The 24,762-nt window shown below is 53.9% G+C and carries 21 protein-coding genes; 4 read left to right on the top strand and 17 right to left on the bottom strand.

The annotated features are described in order from the left end of the window. Nucleotides 1-48: 48 nt before the first annotated feature. The 15 genes from ACYVH9_RS26115 to ACYVH9_RS26045 form a co-directional block, all read right to left on the bottom strand. Nucleotides 49-2,706, bottom strand: coding sequence for a TonB-dependent receptor plug domain-containing protein (locus tag ACYVH9_RS26115; protein WP_460639376.1), 2,658 nt, complete (start codon nt 2,704-2,706; stop codon nt 49-51). A 22-nt stretch (nt 2,707-2,728) separates the two neighbouring features. Beyond that, complete coding sequence (locus ACYVH9_RS26110; RefSeq protein ID WP_460639375.1) at nt 2,729-5,896, bottom strand: WD40 repeat domain-containing protein; 3,168 nt, start codon at nt 5,894-5,896, stop codon at nt 2,729-2,731. Between the two features lie 29 nt (nt 5,897-5,925). Next, nucleotides 5,926-6,351, bottom strand: a complete 426-nt coding sequence (locus ACYVH9_RS26105; RefSeq protein ID WP_460639374.1) for an ATP-binding protein — start codon at nt 6,349-6,351, stop codon at nt 5,926-5,928. A 201-nt stretch (nt 6,352-6,552) separates the two neighbouring features. Continuing rightward, the gene (locus ACYVH9_RS26100; RefSeq protein WP_460639373.1) at nt 6,553-6,867 is read right to left on the bottom strand and encodes an STAS domain-containing protein; all 315 of its coding nucleotides are present in this window, start codon (nt 6,865-6,867) and stop codon (nt 6,553-6,555) included. Nucleotides 6,868-6,902: 35 nt separating this feature from the next. Beyond that, a complete protein-coding gene (glgX, locus tag ACYVH9_RS26095) occupies nt 6,903-9,020 on the bottom strand; it encodes a glycogen debranching protein GlgX (protein ID WP_460639372.1) in 2,118 nt (705 codons plus the stop codon). Nucleotides 9,021-9,022: 2 nt separating this feature from the next. Continuing rightward, nucleotides 9,023-9,361 (bottom strand): STAS domain-containing protein, encoded by a 339-nt coding sequence (locus ACYVH9_RS26090; protein WP_460639371.1) that lies wholly within the window; start codon nt 9,359-9,361, stop codon nt 9,023-9,025. A 22-nt stretch (nt 9,362-9,383) separates the two neighbouring features. Continuing rightward, complete coding sequence (locus tag ACYVH9_RS26085) at nt 9,384-11,276, bottom strand: AGE family epimerase/isomerase (RefSeq protein WP_460639370.1); 1,893 nt, start codon at nt 11,274-11,276, stop codon at nt 9,384-9,386. Between the two features lie 54 nt (nt 11,277-11,330). Then, nucleotides 11,331-11,753, bottom strand: a complete 423-nt coding sequence (locus tag ACYVH9_RS26080; protein ID WP_460639369.1) for a VOC family protein — start codon at nt 11,751-11,753, stop codon at nt 11,331-11,333. 15 nt (nt 11,754-11,768) lie between these two features. Then, nucleotides 11,769-12,335, bottom strand: a complete 567-nt coding sequence (locus tag ACYVH9_RS26075; RefSeq protein WP_460639368.1) for a DJ-1/PfpI family protein — start codon at nt 12,333-12,335, stop codon at nt 11,769-11,771. 29 nt (nt 12,336-12,364) lie between these two features. Then, nucleotides 12,365-12,757 (bottom strand): nuclear transport factor 2 family protein, encoded by a 393-nt coding sequence (locus tag ACYVH9_RS26070; RefSeq protein ID WP_460639367.1) that lies wholly within the window; start codon nt 12,755-12,757, stop codon nt 12,365-12,367. Between the two features lie 39 nt (nt 12,758-12,796). Beyond that, entirely contained in the window at nt 12,797-13,642 is an 846-nt protein-coding gene (locus ACYVH9_RS26065; protein ID WP_460639366.1) for an MBL fold metallo-hydrolase, read from the bottom strand. 42 nt (nt 13,643-13,684) lie between these two features. Further along, a complete protein-coding gene (locus ACYVH9_RS26060; RefSeq protein ID WP_460639365.1) occupies nt 13,685-14,116 on the bottom strand; it encodes a hypothetical protein in 432 nt (143 codons plus the stop codon). A 59-nt stretch (nt 14,117-14,175) separates the two neighbouring features. Next, the gene (locus ACYVH9_RS26055) at nt 14,176-15,867 is read right to left on the bottom strand and encodes a thiamine pyrophosphate-binding protein (protein ID WP_460639364.1); all 1,692 of its coding nucleotides are present in this window, start codon (nt 15,865-15,867) and stop codon (nt 14,176-14,178) included. After that, a complete protein-coding gene (locus ACYVH9_RS26050) occupies nt 15,857-16,684 on the bottom strand; it encodes a type 1 glutamine amidotransferase domain-containing protein (RefSeq protein WP_460639363.1) in 828 nt (275 codons plus the stop codon). The genes ACYVH9_RS26055 and ACYVH9_RS26050 overlap by 11 nt, the downstream gene beginning before the upstream one ends. A gap of 310 nt (nt 16,685-16,994) precedes the next feature. Beyond that, on the bottom strand, nt 16,995-17,780 hold the full coding sequence (locus ACYVH9_RS26045) for a response regulator (protein ID WP_460639362.1): 786 nt from the start codon (nt 17,778-17,780) through the stop codon (nt 16,995-16,997). 447 nt (nt 17,781-18,227) lie between these two features. Here ACYVH9_RS26045 and ACYVH9_RS26040 point away from each other — a divergent pair, with 447 nt between their 5' ends. Both ACYVH9_RS26040 and ACYVH9_RS26035 read left to right on the top strand, forming a co-directional pair. Beyond that, nucleotides 18,228-20,024, top strand: a complete 1,797-nt coding sequence (locus tag ACYVH9_RS26040; RefSeq protein ID WP_460639361.1) for a histidine kinase dimerization/phosphoacceptor domain -containing protein — start codon at nt 18,228-18,230, stop codon at nt 20,022-20,024. Between the two features lie 254 nt (nt 20,025-20,278). Beyond that, complete coding sequence (locus ACYVH9_RS26035) at nt 20,279-21,571, top strand: aminotransferase class V-fold PLP-dependent enzyme (protein WP_460639517.1); 1,293 nt, start codon at nt 20,279-20,281, stop codon at nt 21,569-21,571. Between the two features lie 52 nt (nt 21,572-21,623). Here the strand turns inward: ACYVH9_RS26035 and pfkA are convergent, their stop codons facing one another. Further along, the gene (gene pfkA, locus ACYVH9_RS26030) at nt 21,624-22,598 is read right to left on the bottom strand and encodes a 6-phosphofructokinase (protein ID WP_460639516.1); all 975 of its coding nucleotides are present in this window, start codon (nt 22,596-22,598) and stop codon (nt 21,624-21,626) included. A gap of 37 nt (nt 22,599-22,635) precedes the next feature. After that, a complete protein-coding gene (locus tag ACYVH9_RS26025; protein ID WP_460639360.1) occupies nt 22,636-23,613 on the bottom strand; it encodes a hypothetical protein in 978 nt (325 codons plus the stop codon). Between the two features lie 251 nt (nt 23,614-23,864). Here ACYVH9_RS26025 and ACYVH9_RS26020 point away from each other — a divergent pair, with 251 nt between their 5' ends. Continuing rightward, the gene (locus ACYVH9_RS26020; protein ID WP_460639359.1) at nt 23,865-24,275 is read left to right on the top strand and encodes a GreA/GreB family elongation factor; all 411 of its coding nucleotides are present in this window, start codon (nt 23,865-23,867) and stop codon (nt 24,273-24,275) included. 34 nt (nt 24,276-24,309) lie between these two features. Beyond that, nucleotides 24,310-24,558, top strand: a complete 249-nt coding sequence (locus ACYVH9_RS26015; protein WP_460639358.1) for a helix-turn-helix domain-containing protein — start codon at nt 24,310-24,312, stop codon at nt 24,556-24,558. The last annotated feature ends 204 nt before the right edge of the window (nt 24,559-24,762 follow it).

Here is a 24,762-nt window from a genome sequence, read left to right as displayed (position 1 = left end):
GCAAAAGGGCTGGATGACCAGCATTCGGTGATCGAGTTAGCAATCGGGTCATAGTTTCGAAAAGTTACCGCCCTCGTTCCGGGGAGTCATTGTATAATAAAGCCCCAGCGAAACCGTCCGGCGATCCTGCGGAAAGCGCGAGGCATAATTGAAATCATCGGCCTCCCGAATGCCCGGCACGAAATATTCTTTGTTCAATAAGTTGTTGACCGATGCCTGCACCGACAAGCCCGGCACCGGAATGCGGTACGTGAGGTTGGCATTCAGGATCAGGAAAGGATCAAACCGTTGGGCGGGATTGAGGCTACCCGATGTGCCTTGGCCGGTTTTGCGCGCCCCCACATAATTCCCGGAAACGTATCCGCTCAGCCGCGCGGTGACCTGATAATGAACCCCGGCGTTGGCCATAAAATCCGCAATATCACTGATGCGCAGGTCGGTGTCCTCGTCCCAGGGATTGGTGTACGTAAAATTCCACCAGCCATTCAGGCGGCTGGATTTGTAAGAACCTTCGCCCTGAATGCCCCAGATCCGGCGTTTGCCAATGGGCTGAAACTGTTGGGTAGTGCCCCCCGATTCGAGCGGCACGATGGCCGTACCGACGGCATTGCTGTAATTGGCCAGAAAGCCGACGGCGTTCATGCTCAATTGTTTACTAAACTGGTAATGTGTACTGAACTCGAGGTTACTAACCCGTTCGGGCAGCAGTGTCGGGTTCGGTAGCCGACGGGTAGCGGTGGTGCCGTATTTCTGGAGAAACGAGGCATCTTTAAATGCTTCGGCGTAAATAGCCTTGAAAATGGCCCGGCCCCGGCTGTAAATAGCGGCCAGCCGGGGATTCACCACCGTACCGTATCCACCACTCCGCCGAATCCGGTTGTGGTCGGCCCGCAACCCGCCAACCAGCTTCAGGGCGCTCATTGCCTGGTAAGTCACCTGGGAATACACCCCAACATCAGCGGTTTTAAAGTTGTTGCCCCCCGGCAGAATCGTGGCCAACCCACCGGTTTCGTCGGCCATCCCCTGCGTGGAGGTAATGTAATTGCCCTGAATCAAGCCACTCCGGAGTTCAAGGCCACCGCTCACGTTCACCTTGGCAGTGGGGTACCAGAACAGGCGGAGCTCGTTGCGCAACTGCGTCGATACGCGGTTCTGGTACGTGATTGTGGCCGCCGGAATCGAATCCCGGGCCAGTTCCAGCAAACCCAGCCGACCGTTGTAATAGCCATTATACGTGACCAGGCTGGTTGCGCCACTGATCTCGTGCAGCAGGTACGAAGCCAGGTTTAGTATCTGAAATTTTTCACTGAACGATTTGGTGTAGGTAATTGAAAAAGCCCGATCCGCGGTGACCCAACGCGGATTTTTATCCGTTGCCAGCGTCGAGCGGTTTGTATACCAGGGCATGGCTCCTTCGTCGGTTCGCCAGTTCAGGTACGAGATGGTCAGGTCTTTGAATTCCAGTTTGGCGCGTACAAACCAGTCGCGCTTGGTATTGCTGAAAGTAACGGGCCGTCCATTCAGCCCGTTGCCAAACAGGTTGTTGTCCAGCCGGGCGGCCCGGTCGGCGCCCTGCGGGCTCAATCGAATGGCGGTTGCCGTACCAGCGGGGTTGTAGTCAACGGAAAACAGGTTGCTACCAGGAAACCGATTGAGCAGGTTGGTGCGCTGGATATACTGCTGCGCCCGGTAGGTGCCGTCGGCATTGGTGCCGGTTAGGTTCAGTTGCCCCGTGTAATCGGCCGCCGTTCGGGGGCCAAAATCCCACTCGGGATACCGCGACAAATCCGCTTCTTGCGAGCGAAAAAACCGTCCCGTGACCGACAGCGCGACATCCGGCGTTTTGGCCGTCAGCACGCCATCGACGTGTTGGCGTTGCAGCGACCCCGCCCGCGTTTGTCCCGAAAAAGCAATCTGGCGACCCGGCCCCGGCAACTCCCGAAAATTCCGGGTGATGATGTTGATCACCCCCATGAACGCATTGGCCCCGTACATGGTCGAAGCCGGGCCGTAGATCACCTCAATCCGTTCGATGTCCGACAGCGGATACTGCGGAGCAATCAGCACCGAGTTGGAAACCAGGTCGTTTTCCTCCACGCCATCAATCAGAATCAGGGTCCGGTCGTTGGAAGTGGAGCGGTAGCCCCGCTGGTAAAAGTTGGAATAACCCAGCCCATTGCCTTTGATCATGTCAAAACCGGGCAAATCGTGCAAGGCCTGTTCGAGCGTCTGGTACCCCCGCTGAACCAGGTCTTTCTGCGTTAACACCACCACCGTAGCCGGTACGTAAAGCAGGTTTTCGGCCCGTTTCGATACCGATGTTACCTGTACCACCTGTTCCTGAAAATCCCGAACCTGCTGAAACAGCGCCTTATACCGGGGAGAAGCCGAGAAATCCGGTTCAAACTTCGGATTAAGCGCCAGCAGGTGCGCAATGGCCCGGGAGCTTTGCGGCAGCGAATCGATCGCCAGATACGTCATCGACAGAATTTTGTAAGCCTGCACACGCGCATTCTCGCTGAACGATTTTTCCAGGCAAGGCGTCAGGAGGGTAAATACATCATCAAATTTTCCGATGGCATACTGCTTCTCAGCCTCGGGAATGACCACCAGCTCATCGCAGTGGTTCTGTGCCCACACCGGTGGGCAAAACCACGGCATCAGCAGCAGGGCAATTCCTCCAAAAAAACCGTATAGTTTCGTCATGGTATTGGCTTCCGATTCGGTGTCAGTCGGGCTTGACTTTTTCGTACGTGATGTCCTTGCCGATGTACTTGTTCCACTCCTCGGCCGTCAGATTTCGTTTCACTTTTTTCAGCAATTCATTGTACAGGTCCGCCGGGTTTACGTTCCGGATGCGCACGGTTCGGTCGGCGCCAGCGGCCACCAGCCGTTTCCCGTCGCCGGAAAACCGGATGGCCATCACCCAGGAATCAAAATCATGAATCACAATGGGTTGCTGTTGATTGACGAGGTTGCTGGCATCCCGGATCTGGATGGTCCAATCGGCGCTGCAACTAGCCAGCAGCTTTCCATCCGGCGAAAAAACAATGTCGTTCACGGTCGATGTGTGCCGCCCGGACAACTGGCTCCCGTAGTCTGAGGGGGTCAGACCCGCCATATCCCAGGCATACAGCAACCCCGTTGCGGTGCCCGTCACCAGCTGCCGCCCATTCGCACTGAACGCCAGCGCCGTTACGCGGTCACCCAACTCCCGGCGCGTGATGATGGTCGGTTTGACCGCCAGGTTCTGCGGATCGAAACGCAGCAACCGCCCGTTGCTCGATCCGCACAACAACTGCTTTCCATCGGGCGACAGCCGGGCGCAGTAAATCGGCAGGGCCGTCTTTGTGTTTTGCAGGGAGTCAAGCCGGTTGTCCCCAAACCGCCAGCTGCGAATCTGTCCGTCGGTACCCACCGAAATCAGTCGGGAACCGTCGTTCAGGGCCAGCAGCGACACAATAGGGGCGGCATGGGCTTTGATGGCTGCGGACACGCCCGGCGTACGGTTTACATCCCAGCGATACATCAGGCCCTTTTCACTTCCCCCCCATACGGTTTTTCCATCCGGGCTGAATACCACCGACCGGATTCCGTTCAGATTCTGGCGCGGTGCCGTCAGGGATTGAGGAGTCTGGTCGGGGTTATCGTACGACCAGAGTTTAACGGTTCCGTCGTCGCTCCCCGACGCGATCACGTTGCGGGCTGAACCCGGCTGCACGGCCAGCGCCCGCACCACATCCGTATGCCGACGCCAAACCGTACGCGTGTTAGCGGCTTTGGACAAGGCATTGAAAATGTCCGGGTTATCGGAAAGTCCGCCGTTGCGCAGATTCAGTTGATAGGCAACCAGCGCCAGCAAAGCCGGTAAATCGTCCGAACTGTTTTCGGCCAACTGCAGGGCCTGCAACGACAACGTCCGGGCAACAGCCTTTCCGCGTTGCTGTTCGGCATACTGCTGGGACCGCACTGCCACGGCCCGCTGCGTTTCCGCATCTTTCTGGGACAATTCGGCACGGTTGCGCTGCTGTTCAGCTTCTTTCCGCGCCCCATCGGCCTGCAAACGCTGCCGTTGGGCTTCGTTCCGGGCCAGTTCGGCGCGTTGCTTTTGGGATACTGCCATCTGGCGGGCGATTTCCGCTTCCTGGCGTTTCAGCTCAATGGTGCGTTGCCCCCGCACCGCAATGACGCGTTGCTCTTCCGTCAGGTGCCGCTGTTGCTCCGCAATCAGTTCCTGCTGCTCCGCTATTTTTTTCTGCGTAATGGCTTCCCGGGTTTGTTCTTCCGCCCGATTTCGCTCAAACAAGGCAATTTTCTTTTCGGCGATGGCGGCTTCTTCACTCTGGCGAGCCTGTGCCCGCAAAACCGCCGAGACAATCAGAAAAAAAAGAGAAACCAGCGAACCGATTCCGAGAAAAATGGCAAAAAACCGCGCCCGGCGGAGTTCTTTTCTTTGCCGTTCTTCCCGGCTGCGAATGGCAAAATCAAACTGATCGCGGCTGTACTCCAGAAAGTTAATTACCCGTTCCAGGTACGGATCATAGCGATTGGCCCAGCCGGGCGTCGGACGGTTTTCGGCCAGCCACTTCAACCCGATCTGTAACTCAGGGTTGACCCACAGGCCCGTGCGTCCTTCATGGTACAAGGCAGCCGACTGGCTTACCTGCCGGTACAACTTGGCCGAATCAACTTCCTCTTTAACCCAGGTATGGAGCCGGTCCCACAGGTGAATCAGCCGTTCATGGCTCAGGTCAATGATCAGTTTTTCATCGGTATTCACCGTGGTGGAGGGCGTCAGAAACGCAACTTCCGGTTCCCGAAACCGATCGAGGACATGCCGTAACGAATCGTTGTCCAGCCCCGTCACCTTTTCCATTTCCTGCACCGATACCGGCTGAATCAGGCCGGTATTGCCCGCACTCAGGATAAGCAAGGACTTGAACATCTTTCCAGTTGCCAGTCGGCTCCGCTCGTCGGGCAGGTCTTCGTACACTTCTTCGGCGTGTACGTTGATTGCCTGCTGCATGGTGCCAATGGCTTCGTAGTCGCTCACTTCAATCTGATTGCCTGTGGTTCGGTTCAGTTGCCAGTAGTTCCAGGTGCGCATCAGGGCGTGTTGCAGAATCGGCAGCTGATCCACCTTCTCGCCAATGTCGCGCAGCAACCGGTCGATCAGTTCCTCCGAAATAGCGGCCCCCATCACTTCCACCGGCGTTACGATGGCCTCCCGAACCTCCTCCCGGTTCATCTTGGGCAGCAGGTAATACCCGTTGTTGATGGCTTCCGTCAGGCCCTCATAATCCGTGCATTCGTCCAGGTAATCCGAACGCATGGTCAGCACCACGTAAACCGACGCCGTGGGATGATGGCTCAGGGTCAGAATCAGGGTAATAAACCGCATCACCTCCTGCTGGTCTTCGTCGGCCTGGCGGTAGCGAAAGAGTTCTTCAAACTGGTCGATAACCAGGAGCAGATTGGTCTGTTTGCACCAGTCCAGCAAGCCTACGGGATCGGTACGCAGCCGCGTTTCAATGGCTTCCGGATTCAGGCGTTCGGCCAACGAATGATTGTGCCGGCTGAACATCCGGTGCAGGCTTTGTGCCAGGTTACGAATCGGGGTAGCTTCCGGGTTGAAAAAGACCACCTGCCAGGGGTCGGCGGTCGATGCCTTCAGGTTTCCGCCAATCAGCTCGGGAATGAGCCCGGCTTTGACCAGCGATGACTTGCCGCTGCCCGATGAACCAACAATGGCTAGAAAACGCGAATAGGCGAGTTTTTCCTTTAGATCACGCAGCTGGCTGTTGCGCCCAAAGAACAAGTAGGCGTCTTCCTGTTCAAAGCTCCGCAATCCGGGAAAAGGATTTGTATAGGTGATTTTATTGTAAACCTCAACCATTCCGTAACCCGCCGTTAATTCGTGTTTGTTTACTTGTCACCGACTTTGGTGATGAAAATGTTTCGGTTGCGGTTATTGACAAACTCATACCGAAATTCATCAATACCGTTGATGGTCAGAAAAATGCCCATTCCGCCAATGGGTCGTTCTTCCAGCGGCCGGGTAAAGGTTTCTTCGCCGGGCAAATCGCGTTGTAACGGATCAAAGGGCTCCGCATCATCTTCCAGCGTCAGCATCAACTGCTCATCGGTGGCTTCGCTGATGACATCGATTGACCCACTCCGCCCGGCTTCTTCGTAGCCGTGAACGATGATGTTGGTGGCAATCTCGTCGATGGCCAATACCAGCTTGTAGGTGGTTTTTTTGGATAACCCGACCCGCTGAGCTTCCTCTTGGGCTACCTGACGGATATCTGCCAGCGAATCGAGCGTACCCGGAAACGTTTTGCGTTCCATCGTTATTGGTTTGAGAAAGGTGATACTGCTGCCCGCCAACGGGCTGACCGACTGGGACGGTGGAAGCTTATTCGCTGTACTGTGGCTGGTTGAAACGACTCAGCGCCGTTTGGTCTACTTCTGTAAACTCAGTACCCACCTTTAACCGTGCCACAGCCAGGCGAATACGCTCCCACCGGGCCGAACCCGAATGATCCGGCCTTAGAGGTACTGGTCCACAATGTTGATGCTGTGGTGAAGACCGGTTTTCTCCAGCGTTTCGACCACCGACTCCTGCGGTTTTACCATATAAACCGCCAGGTGCGTGCCCATTTTCTGCTTGGCAAAAATCAGCACCCGCAAGCCCGCGGACGAAATGAACGTCAGGTTTTCGACAAACAGCACCAGCTCGTCCGGACCTTCGGCGGCCAGCCGCTCGATTTCTTTCTGAAACTCCCGGGCCGAGAGGGAATCCACTTCGCCGATCAGCGTGATTTTGGCTACTTTTTTGGCTTCTGCCAGTATTTGAAAGCTCATAGTTTGGTCTTTATTTTAGAATGAAAACAACCGAATTATTTTCCGATCAGGATCACGACACTCCGGGCACCGACCAGGAAGCTGGCCTGATTCGCGAGCTCGGGCTCCTGACCGATCTCGAAACTATCCTCACCATAGCCCATGTCGGTGTTGGCCACGAGATACCAGCGTTTGCTTTCGGGCAAGGCGGGCAATTCGAAATGCAACCCGTTCCAGTACATGTTGGTGGCAACGTACACCATATCGTCTTTGACGATGCCCTGCTTGGCATGATCCCCGCAGAGCAGGAACGCGAACGACCGACTCGACTCCGACCAGTCGCAGTTCCAGGCTTTGGTGCCGTGGAAACTGATGTCCGGAAAACCGCTGCTGGCGTAATCCCAGTACTGGAAAAAGGCCGGGCTGCGCAACACCGGATGGTGGCGTCGAAACTGAATCATGCGCCGGGCAAACTGGTACAAATCCTTGTTCGTGTCCAGCTGTGACCAGTCGAACCAGTTCAGTTCGTTGTCCTGGCAATAGGTGTTGTTGTTTCCTTTCTGGGTTCGGCCTACTTCGTCGCCCATGAGTACCATCGGAATGCCCTGGCTCACCATCAGCAGGGCAAAGGAATTTTTGACCAGCTTGTGCCGCAGGTAGTTGATGGCCGGTTCATCGGTTTCGCCCTCCCAGCCGCAGTTCCACGAATTATTGTCGTTGGCGCCGTCGTTGTTGTTTTCGCCGTTGGCCTCGTTGTGCTTTTCGTTGTAGGCAAACAGGTCGTAGAGCGAAAAACCGTCGTGGCAGGTGATGAAATTGATGCTGGCGGTGGGTCCGCGCTGGCTGTACAAATCCGGTGAGCCGATGATGCGCTGCACCATTTCCCGCACCATGCCCGCATCGCTTTTCAGGAATTTACGCGCGGCATCCCGGTATTTCCCATTCCACTCCGCCCAGCGTCCGTAGGCCGGAAAAGACCCCACCTGATACAAACCGCCGGCATCCCAGGCTTCGGCAATCAGTTTGCACTTGGCCAGAATCGGGTCGTACGCCAGCGATTCGAGCAAGGGTGGATTGCTCAACGGACTGCCATCCGGCGCACGGCCCAGAATGGCGGCCAGGTCGAAGCGAAACCCGTCGATGTGGTAATCCGCGGCCCAGTACCGCAGGCAGTCGAGCACCATGTTGCGCACCACCGGGTTGTTGCAGTTCAGCGTGTTGCCGGTTCCCGAAAAGTTGAAGTAATAGCCTTCCGGAGTGAGCATGTAATACGTTTTGTTGTCGATGCCCCGGAACGAGATCGTGTGTCCCCGGTGATCGCCCTCGGCGGTGTGGTTGAACACCACGTCGAGAATCACTTCGATACCGGCCTTGTGCAATTCCTTGATGAGCGTTTTCAGTTCATCGACCTGCATGCCGAACTTGCCCGTGGCTGCGTATCCAGCTTTGGGGGAGAAGAAATTCACCGTGCTGTAGCCCCAGTAATTCACCAGCACTTCGCCGGTGGTGGGGCTCTCGCGGCTGTTTTCCCACTCGTCAAATTCGTAGATCGGCAGCAGTTCGATGCAATTGACACCCAGCTCTTTCAAGTACGGAATTTTGGCCCGGATGGCGCTGAACGTACCCCGGTTTTTGACGCCGGAACTCGGGTGCTGCGTAAATCCGCGCACGTGCATCTCGTAAATCACCAGGTCTTCAATCGGCGTTTCGAGCGGGTGATCATTCTCCCAGTCGAAGTCTTCGAAGGCCAGCCGCGAACGGTACGGATAGATGTTGTCCCAGTTCGGTTTGGACAGCCAGGTGTCGCGCCCGCCGGTTACTTTGGCGTACGGGTCGCTCAGAATCTTCGTTGGATCGAACCTGTGCCCCTGGGCCGGATTGTAAGGTCCCTCCATGCGGTAACCGTATTCGAGCCGTTCGTAATCGAGTTCAAACACGATCATGCAGTACACATTGCCAATCCGGAATTCGTCGGGAAACGGAATTTCGGCAAAGGGTTCGGCTTCGCCCCGCTCAAACAGCACCAGCGTACAGGACGTAGCCGCGCTCGAATAGATGCTGAAGTTCACGCCGTTGGCAACCATCGTAGCCCCGAATGGCAGCGCGTGGCCGCGCCGGAACTTAATGCCCTGATGCTCGTGGGTCGGGTAATAATCAATCCGGTTCTCGATCATGGTCAGGCGGTTTTAAGGATGGTCAACCCTTCGTCCAGCGTTTCGGCCAGGCTGAAGAAGGCCAGAAAACCGGTATTGGCCATGATGTCCTGGATTTCTTCAGAAGTCCCGACCAGCACCACTTTCCCATTTTTGGCCTTCACCTGCCGGTAGATCATCAGCAGTACCCGCAACCCGGCGCTGGATAGAAAATCGACGTTCGTCAGGTCGATGATGACCTCACTTTGTCCCTGAATCGCCGTCAGTGCGGTTCGTTCGAAGTCGGGGGCGGTTTTGCTGTCGATGCTTCCGGCGGCTTCGATCAGGGTGATGGTATCAACTGTACTGGATGTTACATTCATGCCTTTAAACGTTTGGAATGGCTTATTGAACCGGAGTAAGCAACACTTTCACCCGCACCTGCTGGTCAGTATCAGGCAGTTTCACGGTCAGCGCCTGGGCGTCGAAATTCGCGTACGGCTGATCATCGATGAAGCATTCGGTAATGACGACGCTCCCTTTGGGCAGGATGTCCGGCGAAACGTACAACACATTGTCCTTGAACGAATCCGGGTACGGTTTGAAGTAGAAATAGGTTGGTTGCTTGGTAATCAGCAGGTTGATATAGACCGTCGACAGGTAGCAAAGCTCCGTGCTGTGGTAGGCGCTCATTGAGTGGCTGCCCTTGAACCGCTCGGTGCCCAGCAGATACGGCATTCCGTTGGAGAACACGTTGAAATATACCCCACCATCGTCGGTATCGAGGAAGAAGGCGTTGTAGAACGAGGCTGCTTCGCGGGCCTGCTTTTCGTACTCCTTGTCGTCGAGCAGACCATGCATGATCAGGTACGCCAGAATGGCCTGTTCCTGTTGCCACCAGGCTTTGCGGTCGTGCCACACAAACCGGTGGTGTTTGCCGCCCGCTTTCGATTCGCGTTCCACCACGTCGTACCACCCCCCGCGTTGCTGATCGGAACCAGCTACGGGCATGAGTTCGGCAATTTTTTGGGCAAATTCGAGGTATTCCGGTTTCGGGTTGAGCGAATGCATCCGCATCAGGTTCCAGGCAATTTTCAGGTTGTGCCCCACCACGGCCCGGTTTTGCTGCCAGCCCCAGGTCTGGTCCTTGCTCCAGTCTTCCATGAATTTTTCCTGCACGAACGGGCTGTTTTCGTAATCCGGGAAATACTTCGTGATCGTATCGAAGGTATATTCCAGAAAATCAGCGTACTTCTGCTCGCCGGTAGCCAGGTAAAGATTCACCAGATAGGCCGGCGCGTGGTCGCCCACGGAGTTCCAGTTTTTGCGGGCGCGGTTGTGCGCCAGCGATTCATCGCGCGGATCGAGGCCAATCGGATCGATGTGCGAGAAATACCCTTCTTTTTCGTTGTCTTTATAGTATTTCTCAAACAGATCGATCGTTTTTTCGATGTCAAACAGAATCTTTTTATCCCCCGTAATCCGGAAAGTCTGCGTCGGACCGGCCAGGGCATAGATCTGCTCATACATCGGAATGGAATAGTAATCATCCCCGAATTCGGAGGTGAGCAGCTTGGTTTCCTTATCGCCGTCGACTTTCAGGCCGTGGTACCAGTAAATGAGGTTGTCGTCCTGATCGAAAAACCGCATGTGTTCGCGTAGGTATTCCGTGCCTTTCTCGGCACCTTCCAGAAAAGCGTCGTTACCGGTCAGCAAATACGCCGAAGCAAACCCGTAAATCATCCGGGAGATGGTATCCGTTTCCTGGAGGTAGTCGCCTTTTTTGGCCCCGCCCAGGTGCAGCATCGTGCGGTATTTGCGGTAATCGATGGGCTCTTCCGGGTGATTGAATTGCCATTTCAGGTAACTTTTGGCAATGGAATCAATTTGCTGAATCCACCAGTCCTGCGATTCGTGCCGGAATTCGAGCGGCTCTTTGCCGGGAAACACCAGCCACTGCGCTTCGAACAGCGGTTCGTCGTTGTCTACCCCGGGATAGAATGTTCCGTACGCGTGTACATACTGACCTTTTTGCGACAGCATTTCAAAAATGACCGCCGTGGCATCCTGATACCCTTCTTCCAGATTCCGGACGCTACGGGCATAGGTGGTCGGAATCAGATTCAGTTTGAAATGCCGACCATCAGACGTTTCGAGCACGAAAGCCCGTTCTGCGGGAATAAATTCGGTCACGTAGCCCGAAATGGTGTCCGAAAACGTAAAGTCAATGCGCATGTTGGCCGTCTTGCCCAACTGACCGTTGGTGCCCTGAGCCGGTTTTACCGCTTCGATTTCCATAAAATTGGAGTAAGAGTTTTTGAGTGAGATTGAAATCTTGAACGACGTAGAAGATCAGGCTTCCTGATCGGTATAGCCCTGACTAATTTCGACGATATTGCCGTCGGGGTCTTTGAGCCAGACGGTTTTCCAGCCCGGAATGAAATCACTGAAATCGAGCGGCCCCAGCGTGATCTCGGCGTCCTGGCCCAGCGCCTGAACGGTCGCGTCTACGTCGGTGACCTGAAATGCCAGGTGCCGGATACCCGGATAATGCGGACCGTCGCCGTCGGAAGCGGGCAGCCCGGGCAGCCCGGCATCGGCCCGAAAGAGCTCCAGATAAACGGCCTGCTCATTTTTCAGAAAAACGATTGCATTGTCTCCGCCCAGCGGAATAACCCGGGCCCGGCGGAAACCGAAATGGTTGCTGTAAAACTGTTCGGTACGGGCGGGGTCGGCACACGATAACGCGATGTGCGAAAAAACCAGGTTAGCCATACAAAGGTGGGTGCGTTAGTCAGCGAGGAGTTCAATAATTTTTCGGGCAAAAAGGTGAGCGTGCCCACCGGATCGACCCGTTACCAGGTCACCGTCCACCACCACATCTTCGTTGGTATAATGGGCGCCGTAGGCTTTAGCATCACCAATCAGGTTGTTGTGGCACACCAGCCGCCGACCCGCCACAAGCTCTGTTGCCGGAGCCACCAGCCACAAGCCGTGGCAGATGATGCCTTTCAAAATCGTTTTTTCGGCAAAAACCCGCTGCAGGAAAGCCGTGGCCGGGGGAATTTTGTCGACGTCTTCGGTATACCGCAACCGATCCGATACCATGCCCGACGGCACGATAATGGCTGAATAACTACGCAACTCCTCGTCGGTGATCGACTCAAAACTTTCCCAGCATTCCATCGGGGCGCGGTATTCGTGGCCCTGAAACGTGATGCGTTCCTGCCCCCAGAGCCGCGTCAGAAAGTGCAGTTCGGCCCCTTCTTCCGGGAAACGGTATTTATAGTAAAAGATCTCGTTTTCGTAGTAGTCGCTTTCCAGCAGAATCCCGATTTTTTTTCCTGAGAGCTTCATAACGTGCGGTTAAAGGATGAAAATCAGGCTTAGGCCAGCGAACCGTCGGGATGTTGCACCATGCCCGCAAAGTGAATGGCAATCCGGCCGTCGCGCAGCACCCAGCTATCGGCAAACCGCATGTTGCTTTCGCCCTCGGCGGTGGTCATCGTAATCTGCTCGGTGATCATGAGCGTTTCGGGCTCCTGGGTTTCAGCCCAGAACACAATGTCGGTTTCCAGGCCGTCGATGCCCAGAATACCTTCCATGTGCTTGCGAATCTGCTCGCGGCCCTGGTAAATCAGCGGTTTTTTCATAAAGCTGCTGATCAGCAACGCGTCATCGGTGTATTGGTCCAGGAGGGCTTCGATGTTCTTGTCGAGAATATGCTGGATATGCTCCTTGTACAGCTGCCCTAGTTTGCTATTGGGAACGTTTTTCATACGATTAAAAGAGAGGAAGGTCGAGTTACGAGAAATAAATTAGGCCATCTGAAACAGCATCACATCGGACATGACCAATGTCAACGGCAAGCGGTACTCCGGGTACTGCTGTTTGATCCGGTTGATCAGCTCCTCTCCTTTCAGGCCCGCCAGCACCTGCGCTTTGGCAAATTCCAGGTAGGTGATCATGGTCGGGAAAATGGACGCATCTGTCGGGTCGCCGTGGCCCGGCACAATGATGTGGTAGTTTTGGGCCTGAAAACCGCGCAGAACCGCAATCCAGGCATCGAAGCAATAGTCACCGTCGGCGGTTTTCTCACCGAAATAAGGGTAGGCACCGTTGTAAACCAGATCCTGCGGCAACAGAATACCGTAGTCCGGCAGTTCGATCACCAGGTTGACGGGCGCTTCTGTGTCCGTAATTTTGATGAGGTTGAGCCTCAGGCCGTCAAACTCCAGTTCCCCTTCCGGCAACACCTGATCGGGCGTCACTTTCTCGGACGGAATCAGCGCAGCGGCTTTTTCGCCGTGAATGTTCCGGTGGTAATCCAGAACAAAATCAGCCATCTGGTTGATGCGGTCGATTACATCTGGCAGCGCATACAGCGGATAATCCTTGAACGTAGCCGCTCCGAACCAGTGGTCGGGGTGGTAGTGCGAGATAATGACCCGGTCGAGCGGTTTGCCCAGACTTTCGAGGTACGCCCGCAGCTCATCGGCATGCGGTTTCAGCTGAAGCGTATCCACTAGCAGCAGCTTCGTTGGGGTTTCGATGATCTGCGCGTTGACCAGCTCGCCGTCTTCGGGTGCCTGCACGCAGTGAATCGTAAACGCATCGCGCTCAATGGTTTTTACCGAGAGGTACGTAAGGGTTTGGGTAAGCATGACGGGTTGGGAATAAATGGTTTCGGACTCCGTGGATCAGGATTACAGCGTGGCCGATCCTTCGTGGTATTTCAGGTCATCGACCACGTACCGGGTGATGACCGGCTGATCGCCTTGTAGCTTCACCTGCCAGGTCTGGTAGGCATCGGCCACAATGCGCTTGCTGGTGGCTTCGGGGGCGTTCCAGACGCTGGCTTCCCACTGCACGATGACCTTCACCTCGGCCTGGTCGCCCTGAATCGTGGACGTCACTTCTTTCAGCGTGTGCACCTCGTCGAAAAAGATCCGGATCACGCGCTGGAACCAGCCTTCAAACCCGGCCCAGCCGGTTATGGTGGCTTCGGGAAATACCATTTCCAGTTCCGCATCGGCCAGTAGCGGCAACAGCTCCACCATCGGTGCGTGAACATCTAATTTTTTATACCATACGTCGGCCAGGGACGTAATAGCCTCCTTTGTCAGTTGCTGTGACATAGTACGCGTAAACGGTTTTCTGTGAAATGAACGAATAGAATTACTCAGATTTTTGCGGTTTATTGACCGCAGGCAACACTCACCAGGTCAGGGTTGGAATCGCCCGCTAGCACTAAATCGATCAGGAACGGTTTGTCGTCGGCCAGCATCCGCTCGATGGCGGGCTGAATCTCTTCCACCTTCTCGACCCGAACCGCGTCTACGCCCATCGCCCGGGCCAGCTGATCGAACTGAATAGCCGGGTAAGAAAGGTCAAAACTCAGCGGAAAGGCGTGTTCGGCAATGGTTCGCTCCTTCCAGTACTGGCTGATGTTGAGCTGAAGCAGCTTGTACGATCCGTTGTTGCAAACGACGAACTTGGCTCCGGTTTTGTGCCGAACCGCCGACCACAGCGTCTGGATGGTGTACATGCTGCCGCCGTCGCCCGAAAAACCGATGACGGTTTTGGACGGATCGACCATCTTAACCCCGATGGCACCCGGAAAACCGACGCCCAGCGAACCACCCCGGGTGGTGAAATAACTGCCGGGCTGCTGCGGAGGAATAAACCGTTGCAACGCGGGCGAACTCGTCAGGGCTTCGTCGAAGATAACCACATCAGCAGGCACGTGCTGCGCCAGCACTTCCGCAAACTGCTCCATCGTCAGGGCACCGCCGGTAGCCGGTGAAGCAGTGGCGGTTTTACCGGCTTTTGCTTTCGACAGCTGCCGGATTCGCTCGGTGGCGGCCTGCCGCTGCGCTGGGCTCAATTTCTGCTCCAGCGCGTCGGCCAAAAGCCCCAGCGACAGCTTGGGATCACTGACCACGCCCAAGTCAACGCGGTGATTTTTAGCGATTTCGTACGCATCCAGATCCATATGAATAACTTTTGAACCCGGTTTGTAAATATCATCCAGCCGCGGAAACACTTCCGGAACCATGTAGGTTCCGACAACCAGATTCACATCGCCCTGGCTGGTGATCGGTAGACTATAGTCGCCGAACATATGGCCCGTGGTGCCCTGATACAGCGGGTGCGTATTGTCCATGAACACATCCCCGAAATCGACACCGTAGACCTTCGCCCCCAGCAGCTCCGCCACACGGGTCAGCTCGGCATTGGCCCCCGAATACGCCACCCCGTCTCCGGCAAAGAGAATCGGAGTTTGGGCACCTGCCAGCCACTCGGCGGCCTGTTCGATCAATGCCGCTTCGGGCACTACCCGGGTAGATGGCAGACTCGTTGGATAAACCGGTTCGTCGTTCAGTTCATCCAGCACGTCCATCGGCAGACACACGTAAACCGGCCCCATCGGCGGGGTTACCGCAATTTTAATGGCCCGACGGAGCGTACGCAGCAGCGACTTCGACGAATGCACCAGTGTGGCGTATTTCGTGACGGGTGCCATCATGGCCACCAGATCATTTGCCATTTGAGCGTCCATGTTCATGTATTGTAACCCCGCATCAGCGCCAATCACCACCAGGGGGGCATGGCCCCGCTTGGCCTGGTACAAGGCCCCCACCGCGTTGCCGATGCCCGGCGAGCTGTGGAGCTGCACGAGGGTCGGTTTTTGCGTAGACCGGGCATACCCGTCGGCCATCATCACGGCAATGGATTCCTGCAACGTCAGGATGTATTTCATGTCGGGGTATTCCGACACCGCGTCCAGGAAGCCCTGTTCAACGGTGCCGGGATTGCCAAACATGTGGGTCATCCCATCGGCCAGAAACTGCTCGATGATTTTCTGATTCCCCGTTTTACCAGCCATACCGCTTCACGCCCTGGTCCAAAACCGCAACAAACTGTTCGCCAAATTCAAATGCACATTGCAGCGACCGGGCTGTAATAAACGGGTAATCAACAATGACGGAGGTTTCTTTGCCGAAATTACCGTGGTATTGTCCTTCCGGTCCGACAGCATCCGCCAGGATGTATTCCAGGCAATACGGCGGTGGCCCCATGTTGAGGTCGGTATGCAGAAAACCGGTGCCGTCGTGGTAGTCGTACTCAATGCAGTGACCCGTAACGTGTTTGCCGCGAATAATGGAGATGCGTTCGTTGAAATCCCGGGCAAAAACCAGGGGTGCAACGCCGTAGCAAATGGCACCAATCGGCATATTCTTCTTGTAGAAAGCCAGGATAATGTCATGCACCCGCTGGTTGTTGACCATATCGATGATCGGGCCGCTGCCCCCCACTACCAGCAAAGCCGCGTATTCTTCCGTTAGTTTTTCCTGCGCCACTTTAACATCGGCAAAGTATTTCTCAAACTCCCGCAGAAAGTTGGGTACCGAGAAATACGGCCGTTCCGGAATGATTTCCGACATGTTGTGTCGGTCCTCCAGCCGGTTTGATGCCTCAAACGCTTTTACCATTTCGGCAGCCTGGGAAGTTGTTACAGCAATACCTAACGGAGGGTCAATATACGTCGTATCGTAACTGGGCGGCAGGGCTTCAGCTTTCTTGCCAGTTGGGGTAATGAATTCGACGGTGTAGCCCGCTTCTTCCAGTTTTGTTAAGGGAGCGACCAGCTCGATCCCCCAATAGCCGTATTCTGACAGAATCGCTAGAATTTTCTTAGACATAAGAAGAAATGATTTCGATTAGAAAAGAGTGAAAGGCATGCGTCATCGCACCGTGCTCGTCTACTGGGAGCACATACGATCAGTTAATCGCTAGAAGAAAAAGTAATTTATCAGACAATTATTCGACAGGAATAATTGAAAATAAGGTAGGAGTAATTGTTCATATCAAAAGAGGATTTAGGTGATAGTACTGCGAAGTATTACATTTCAAATGTATACGAACCATTTCCCCTTTCGAAAAATATGTCGTGAACAACCGGGTTACCGGTGCCAACGACAGTCTTTTGGGCGTGAACCCGGATTATGTCAATTAGCGAACAAAGAAATGCTGAATAAACTCCTCCTTATAAACCCGGCCCAACGGTATGGTATGGCCGGCAATCTGTACTTCATAGTCGTTAAAAGCTTCCACTCGCAGCAGGTTGACGGCGTAGGATCGGTGCACCCGAACCAGGGGAAGATTTGACAACCGTTGCAGCAAAACCGCTAAAGATAAGCGGAGAACGAATTTTCGATCGGGAGTCACCATAGTGGTGTATTTATCGTCGGCCTCAATGTAAAGCAGTTCCTGCTGGTGCATTCGTACAAAGTGGTAATTCTGCTTAAGAAAAATAGTGTCGCCAATTTGCAAAATGGCTTCCCCTTCACGAGACGGTCCGGCTGACAGAACGGGCTCGGTTTTACCCGGCTTGTCCGGTCTGGTTCGGGACGCAAAATTACTCAGGGCAATTTCGATGGCGATCCGGAGGCTATCGGATGTAACGGGTTTGGTCAGGTAAGCCGCTGGCGTCGTTGCTTTGGCCTTTTCAAGGGTGCTTTGATCGGTTAGGGCCGACAGGTAGATGACCGGCACGGGCCGGTGGGTAATCATCTGCTGAGCGGCTTCGATCCCGTTCCAATCACCCCGCAGGTTGATGTCACAAATAACAATGTCCACGGTTTCCTGCAAATACAAAGCCAGAGCCTGTCGGCCGGTCGTTGCCGTTCCGGCAATCGTATACCCCTCCTGTTCAAGCTTCATACAAAGGTCCATCGCCAGAATTGCCTCATCTTCAACGACTAGTATTGAAGCAGACTGTACTGATTTCGTCAACATATATGCTAATGTAAAGCGATTCCTCCCATCAACCGCAGGTCCTCCCCACTGGCCAGTAAGTACCCGATTCTGTACAAATGATTAAGTGGTTACCATACTGACCAAGCACAAAAAATACTTAATTGACAGACTGGTCAACCTGTAGAATTTGCTACAATTTTTCAGTTACACGCGGCTCGCTCGATCATCTACTAAACAATGATACAAAGTTTATTTACTTCCGTACTCTATTCTATAGGGTAAAAGTTACTATCCGGTCATCCACCTACACTTAATTAAATGAAATCATATATTTTTTTTATGCAATTACAAGACATTTTTATTTACTTCACATATCTAAATTAGCCTACACTGCACGATAAAAAACAACAGATTTATCACACGGTTTTATACCAAAAAATAGCCTTGACAGCGCACTCACTTCCGCCCTCCCTTCTACCACCTCAGATGATTATCCGACTCCTTCTTTTGGTTTCCAGTCTGCTGGCTCCTGCCTGGTGTCAGGCCCAACAGGATTTACTCCCCGACTCTCTACACCACGCGCCGGATTCGGTCAAGACCTGGACGCTCCGCGAAATGGGTGACTCCCTGATTTTCGAAGGCCAGCTCACCACGGCCAAACTAGCCATTGACCAGGCTCTATCCATCGCCCGGGCGACCCAAAATCCCGCGGATATTGGTTTTTGCTACCGGAGCACCGGCTATTGGTATTCCAATGTGGGCGATTACGGCCAGGCCATTTCGTGGTACCAAAAAGCGTTACAGCAGTTTCAGCAAGCGGGACGCACTAAACAGTTCACCAAAACGCTGACGTACATTAGCTTCTGCTACAGTCGTCTCAAGGATGATTCGCACACGCTGTATTACCTGAAAAAGGGAATAGCCCTGGCTCAGCAAGAAGGATACACCGACCTTCTGATCACGTTTTATGACGGAATGGCCAACTATAAGGATCAGCATAAGCAGTATAAGGAAGCGATCGAATACCACCAAAAGGTGTTGGAATACCGGAAAAGCAAGAAGGAATGGAATGAATACTACGGCGGTCTGTACAACCTGGGGTTGCTTTACAAAAACATGAAAGCCTACCGGCGTTCGGAGCAAGCATTCCGGGAAACCCTGGCTTTTGCCCAGGAAAATCACGATGCCTATTTAGGAGGATACGCGCTGGTGAGTATTCCTTACGCCCTGATTCCGCAGGGAAAGTTGCAGGAAGCCGAAGCGTTTTGCCGCCAGGCCCTCGACTGGGTCAACAAAACGGGGACGGAAAAGCACTCGCTCCAAACCGAAGTATACGGACATTTGAGCCAAATCTGGGAAAAGCGCGGAGATTATCGGCAGGCCCTGCACTATTACCGCCAGCAGGTCACCACGAAAGATAGTGTGCTCAACACCACCCGGAGCCGGCAAGTTGCTGAACTGGAAGCCCGCTACCAGACCCGCGAAAAAGAAGAACACATCCGGCAACTGGCCGAGATCAACGCTCAGCAAACCCGTCAGATCTGGGTGGGTTCCGGCGGTGTTATCCTGCTGTTGATCTTACTGGGAACCTTGTATCACCTGTACCAGCGTATTCGCCAGAGCCGCCAGAAAATCCAGCAGCAATCCGAACAATTAACCCTGATGATGAGGGAGTTACATCATCGCGTCAAAAACAACCTGGCGATTGTTTCCAGTCTGCTGTCGCTACAGGCTACGCGTTTGAACGACGAAAATGCCATTGAGGCCATTCGGGTTGGTCAGCAACGGGTCGAGGCCATGTCCTTCATCCACCAGCGGCTTTACCTGACCGATCAGGTAACCACCGTGAACATGCACGATTACCTGTTGGATTTAACCCAGAGCCTGATCAAGGCGTACGGTTACCAGCCTTCCGAATTTGATCTCCAGCTGGACATTCAGCTGGCCGAGCTGGACGTCGACCTGGCTACGCCCATCGGACTGGTTGCCAATGAACTGATCAGCAATTCATTCAAACACGCTTTTCAAAAAACACCGCGACCACAGCTAGGAATCAAACTGCTTGCGGGAGATCAATCGCCCCACTCCTGCCTGACCCTGGAAATACGGGATAACGGTCCGGGAATCGAGAGCGCTAATTGGCACCAGGTTGACCGCAAAAGCTCCTTCGGGAAGCAACTCATTGTGATGTTGACCGAGCAAATGGAAGGGAAGCTGGAATTACTCCAGCAAAACGGGACATTGTTTCGGTTATCCATTCCCCAAACCCGGTTATCGGTTTAAGGTTGCCGTCACCGATTTTATCAGGCTGCTTTAAAAAAGCCCAGTTGTTTAAAAAATATTTTCGCGGGGGATCACCTGTTTCCACCTCCGGCTGGCGGTTTTTATCCCTTGAACTGGTAACTTGGGATTTCTGGAACAAAGGAGCGATTTTGAGCTTCCTGAAACCGCAATTTGCGTTATTTCTCTGGATTGCGGCCTTTCTAACAGAAAACGTTTTACTCCTGACCACAAAACCAGCTGCCTACGGATTGACTATGAAACGCCGGGATATTTTAAAAGGATTAACGGTATTGCCTTTAGCCGGAGCAACGCCTGCTCAAAGTTCCACTACCGTAGCGGCATCCACGGCTTCCAGCCGGGACATTTTCAAGGAGCTGGGCATCCGGACATTCATCAATGCGGCCGGAACGCTAACGTTTATGTCGGGCTGTATCATGCGCGACGAGGTGGTCGAGACCATCAACAGCACCGCCAAACAGTTTTGCATGATCGACGAGGTGCAGGACAAAGTGGGCGAACGCATTGCCCGGATGGTCCATTCCGAAGCTGCGATGGTAACGAGTGGCGCTTTTTCGGCCATGACGCTGGGGCTGGCCGGAATTCTGACGGGGCTGGACGTGCGAAAAGTGGAGCAGCTGCCGCAGCTGGAAGGCACCGGCATGAAATCGGAAGTAATTTGCCAGAAAAGCCATAACGAACGCTACAACCACGCTTTCCTGAATACGGGCTGCAAAATTGTGGAAGTAGAAACCGTTGAAGATGTTGAAAAAGCCATCAACGAAAAAACCGCCCTGCTCCATTTTCTCAATATCGTGTCGAAGCAGGGTCAGATCAAGCATGAAGAATGGGTATCGCTGGGTAAAAAACACCAGATTCCGACCTCCATCGATATTGCCGCCGATGTACCCCCGGTTTCCAACCTCTGGAAGTTCAACGATATGGGCTTCGATCTGGTGTTCATTTCCGGGGGCAAGGCCATTCGCGGACCGCAAAGCGCCGGGATTCTGATGGGCCGAAAAGACATTATTGCAGCCGCCCGGCTGAACGCCCCGCCCCGGGGCTATACCGTGGCCCGGGGGCATAAAGTGAACAAGGAAGAAATTATCGGTATGTACGTGGCACTGGAGCGGTACCTCCACAATGACCATGAAAAAGAATGGCAACGCTGGGAAGCCCGCATTGCGCACATTCAGAAAACCGTCGACGACCTGAACGGAATCACCACTACCATTACCGTTCCGGAGTTAGGCAATGTCACGCCGGTGCTTACAATCAACTGGGACGATTCGGTGGTGAAACTCACCGGCCGGGACATGCGGGAGCGGTTACGAAACGGAAACCCCTCCATCGAAGCCGGTTTTTCGGGGCTTCCGCTGTATTATTACCAGGCTGGTTCCGATTCCATCGACCCCGCCGTTGCCGACACGCTCAAGGGCGCAAACTCCGTCCGGGTAACGGCCTGGATGCTGCAACCCGGCGAAGAAAAAATGGTAGCCCGCCGAATCAGGGAAGAACTGATCAGGGCAACGGTTTCAGCGGCAAAGTGATTGGTATAAAATTAGCCGTAGCCACCCACAACCTCCACCCAAAATAGCACCGTTAGACACTTAGTATTTTTACCATCCGGAGCAATTCCTCACTGAGCGGTTTCGACCCATTAATAGCATCCCGAATCGGGGTGTAAACCAACTGGTTATTGATGATTCCCGCCATCACATTCCGTTTTCCTTCCATCAACCCTTCCACAGCCGCCAAGCCCAGGCGACTGGCCAGTATTCGATCGTAAGCGCTGGGCGATCCACCGCGCTGAATATGCCCCAGGGTCGTTACCCGCATGTCTAGTTCGCCTTGCACCTGTTTCCGAATCTGATCGGCCACCGCCGAAGCCGTCCCTTTCGATTCCCCTTCTGCCACGATGAGGATGGAAGACGATTTGGAACGTTTCCACCCCTGTTTCAGGGCATCAATTACTTCGGCTGTCGACAGCAGTACTTCTGGCACCAGCACCATCTCGGCCCCGCCCGCAATACCGGACTGAACGGCGATGTAACCCGAGTCGCGGCCCATGACCTCAATCAGAAAAACCCGGTCGTGCGAATCCGCCGTATCCCGAATTTTGTCAATAGCCTCCAAAGCCGTATTGACGGCGGTATCGTAGCCGATGGTGTAGTCCGTTCCGAACAAATCGTTATCGATGGTTCCGGGCACGCCCATAACCGGAAAGTTGAATTCATCATAGAAATTCAAGGCGCCCTGAAAGGTCCCGTTTCCGCCAATCACCACCAGTCCTTGTGCACCGATGGATTGCAACTGTTCATGGGCCTGTTGGCGCCCCTGAGCCGTCAGGAATTCGGCACTGCGGGCCGATTTGAGAATTGTGCCGCCCCGCTGCACGATATTACTGACCGAATGAGACGTCATCGGTAGAAAATCACCGGCAATTAAGCCGCTGTATCCCCGGCGAATGCCAATCACTTCAATACCGTGGTAGGTCGCTCCCCGAACCACCGCCCGAATACAGGCGTTCATGCCGGGTGCATCGCCCCCTGAGGTCAGGATGGCAATTCGATTCATCGCAAAAGAACTCATACAAAGTTGATTCGGTGTTTATTCAGGCCAGCACACGGGTGGCCAGTTGATGAAATACGCGTTCATCAAGCCGATACCGGTCATTCAGGGTTAAGCTGCTGCGACTGGTAAAGAGTGCATAATTGACCGCATTGTACAACAGCCAGTAGGACGGTTCGACCTGGAGCAGTTGCTCCTCGGTTCGCAGCCGTTCCCGAGCCAGCTTGGCGAGCTGGACCGGAATCGTTAATTCCCGCAACAGGCCTTCATCCCGTTGCCGCAGGGTTGTCTGCTGTAATTGTGAATAAATGGTTGCCGTCAACGTCGGCTCGGGCTTCAGGTGGTCCACCAGCAAATCGCGCAGGTGCTGCCGGAACACGTCAATCGTCAATTCGCTGTGGTGAATCGTTCGGATGGCCGGATTCACCCGGTTTGTCCGCCCTTCGCCTGAACGGCTTTTGGGTACGCGCGCCTTCTGGCTCGAAGCCGACCACTGCTGCAGCCAGGTTTGGTAAGCGGACAGCTCATCAAAATGGTCAGCCCACCCCAACAGTCCATTCTGGCAAACGCTGCGGTACATACTGCTCCGCAAAGCCGTATCCGGATTCAAAAGAGTAATAAACGACTGACCTTGCAGGGTAAAGGGGGTTTTTCCGTTGTAGCTGTTGGTCAAAATCAAACTGCGGTGCAACGACTCTTTGCCGATCCGAAATTCGTCCGGCAGTACGATGTTCACACTAAACTCGCCGGTTGGTGTGTATTGAATCAACAAGGTGTACTGCGGAATCACCTCGTCGACCACCTCCCGAATCACAGTATTGGGAATGACGGAGTACTCAGCACTCTGAATGCCAAATATGGTTTTACGCCCTCCGATGACCTCTCCTACGATCAGTTGCTGCCGATCCGTGGCCACAATGTCGTACGTTGGTAACAGATCAGCCAGCCAGACAGATTCCACCGGGTAACAAATATCGTCCCAGGAATCCGTCAAACGTGGTTGAGCACTGATATATGTCATTACGCTCGGTTGTTTTTAATTTTTACAAGTGTAAATTTACAACTGCAAAAATTAACTTACAACTAATCATCACTTATTAAGTTGAGGCTTCCCGCCCGACAAACAGTTTTGACAAACGTTACCATCCATTAACCGAACTTCATCCGGAGTAACGGATCGATTGCGCCCCGAACCAGCACCACATGCCGACCGATCCGTCAGCCTGAGGGCGTCTGGCGGTAAGCCATTCTCCGGAATAACTGATTTGAGCTATGCAGAACGTCATTCTTAGCAAACTGGATTATCAACGACTGAAAGAGCGGATTATACAGGCTCGTCATAATCCCTCTATTTCCAGAAAACTGCTGTATACATTGAGCCAGGTGATCGAAAAAGCGCTTTTACTGGAATCCCGGGAGATGCCTGCCAACGTGATCACGATGAATTCCCGGGTTAAAATCATGTACCTGGAAAACCAGAAAACCGTGGAAGTGGGCCTGGCTTACCCCGAGCAGGTAAACATCCCCCAAAACCGGATTTCGATTTTTGCCCCGCTGGCCACCGCTCTTTTAGGCAGTAAGCTACACGATATCATTACCCTGCCCGTTCCGAACCGAACTGTAAAAATCAAAGTCGACCGAATTCTGTACCAACCCGAAGCGGCTGGCGATTTTACGCTCTGACCACCCAGCCCATCCGTATCTTAACACTGTTACTATGGTTCATTCGACGTGTATTCTGGTCAAAGCCAATGGGCATGAAGCCGATTTACAACAAGTTGGTAACTTGATCCGCGAGAGTCGTCTAAAGGCGGACCTGACCCAAAAAGAGCTTGCGCAGAAATTGGGTGTGTCGGCCCCAACGCTCAATAAGTACGAAAACAACGGGCAACAGGTAACCATCGAAGTACTCTCCAGAATTGCCCATGTACTGAAACTGGATCTTCTCGTGGGGTTTCAGGACTAGCCCCGCCGGTTTTCAAAAAAGGGAGTCGAGCCTCTGCACTCGTTGGCGTTGGCTCGACTCCCTTTCCAGTTTTTCGGGGATCAAGAGCAAAAGTTGGGGGGAAGTTAGGCATAAAGTTTGGTCAATCGGAACAGAAAGAAAGCAATGTCTCTGACTCCTCTGGATGATGCCCGAAATGCCTTGATTTTCGCGTTGAAGGATTCC

Source organism: Larkinella harenae, from assembly GCF_054780515.1.
Note: the sequence above shows the minus strand (reverse complement) of the source record. Positions and strands in the feature narration are given on the sequence as shown.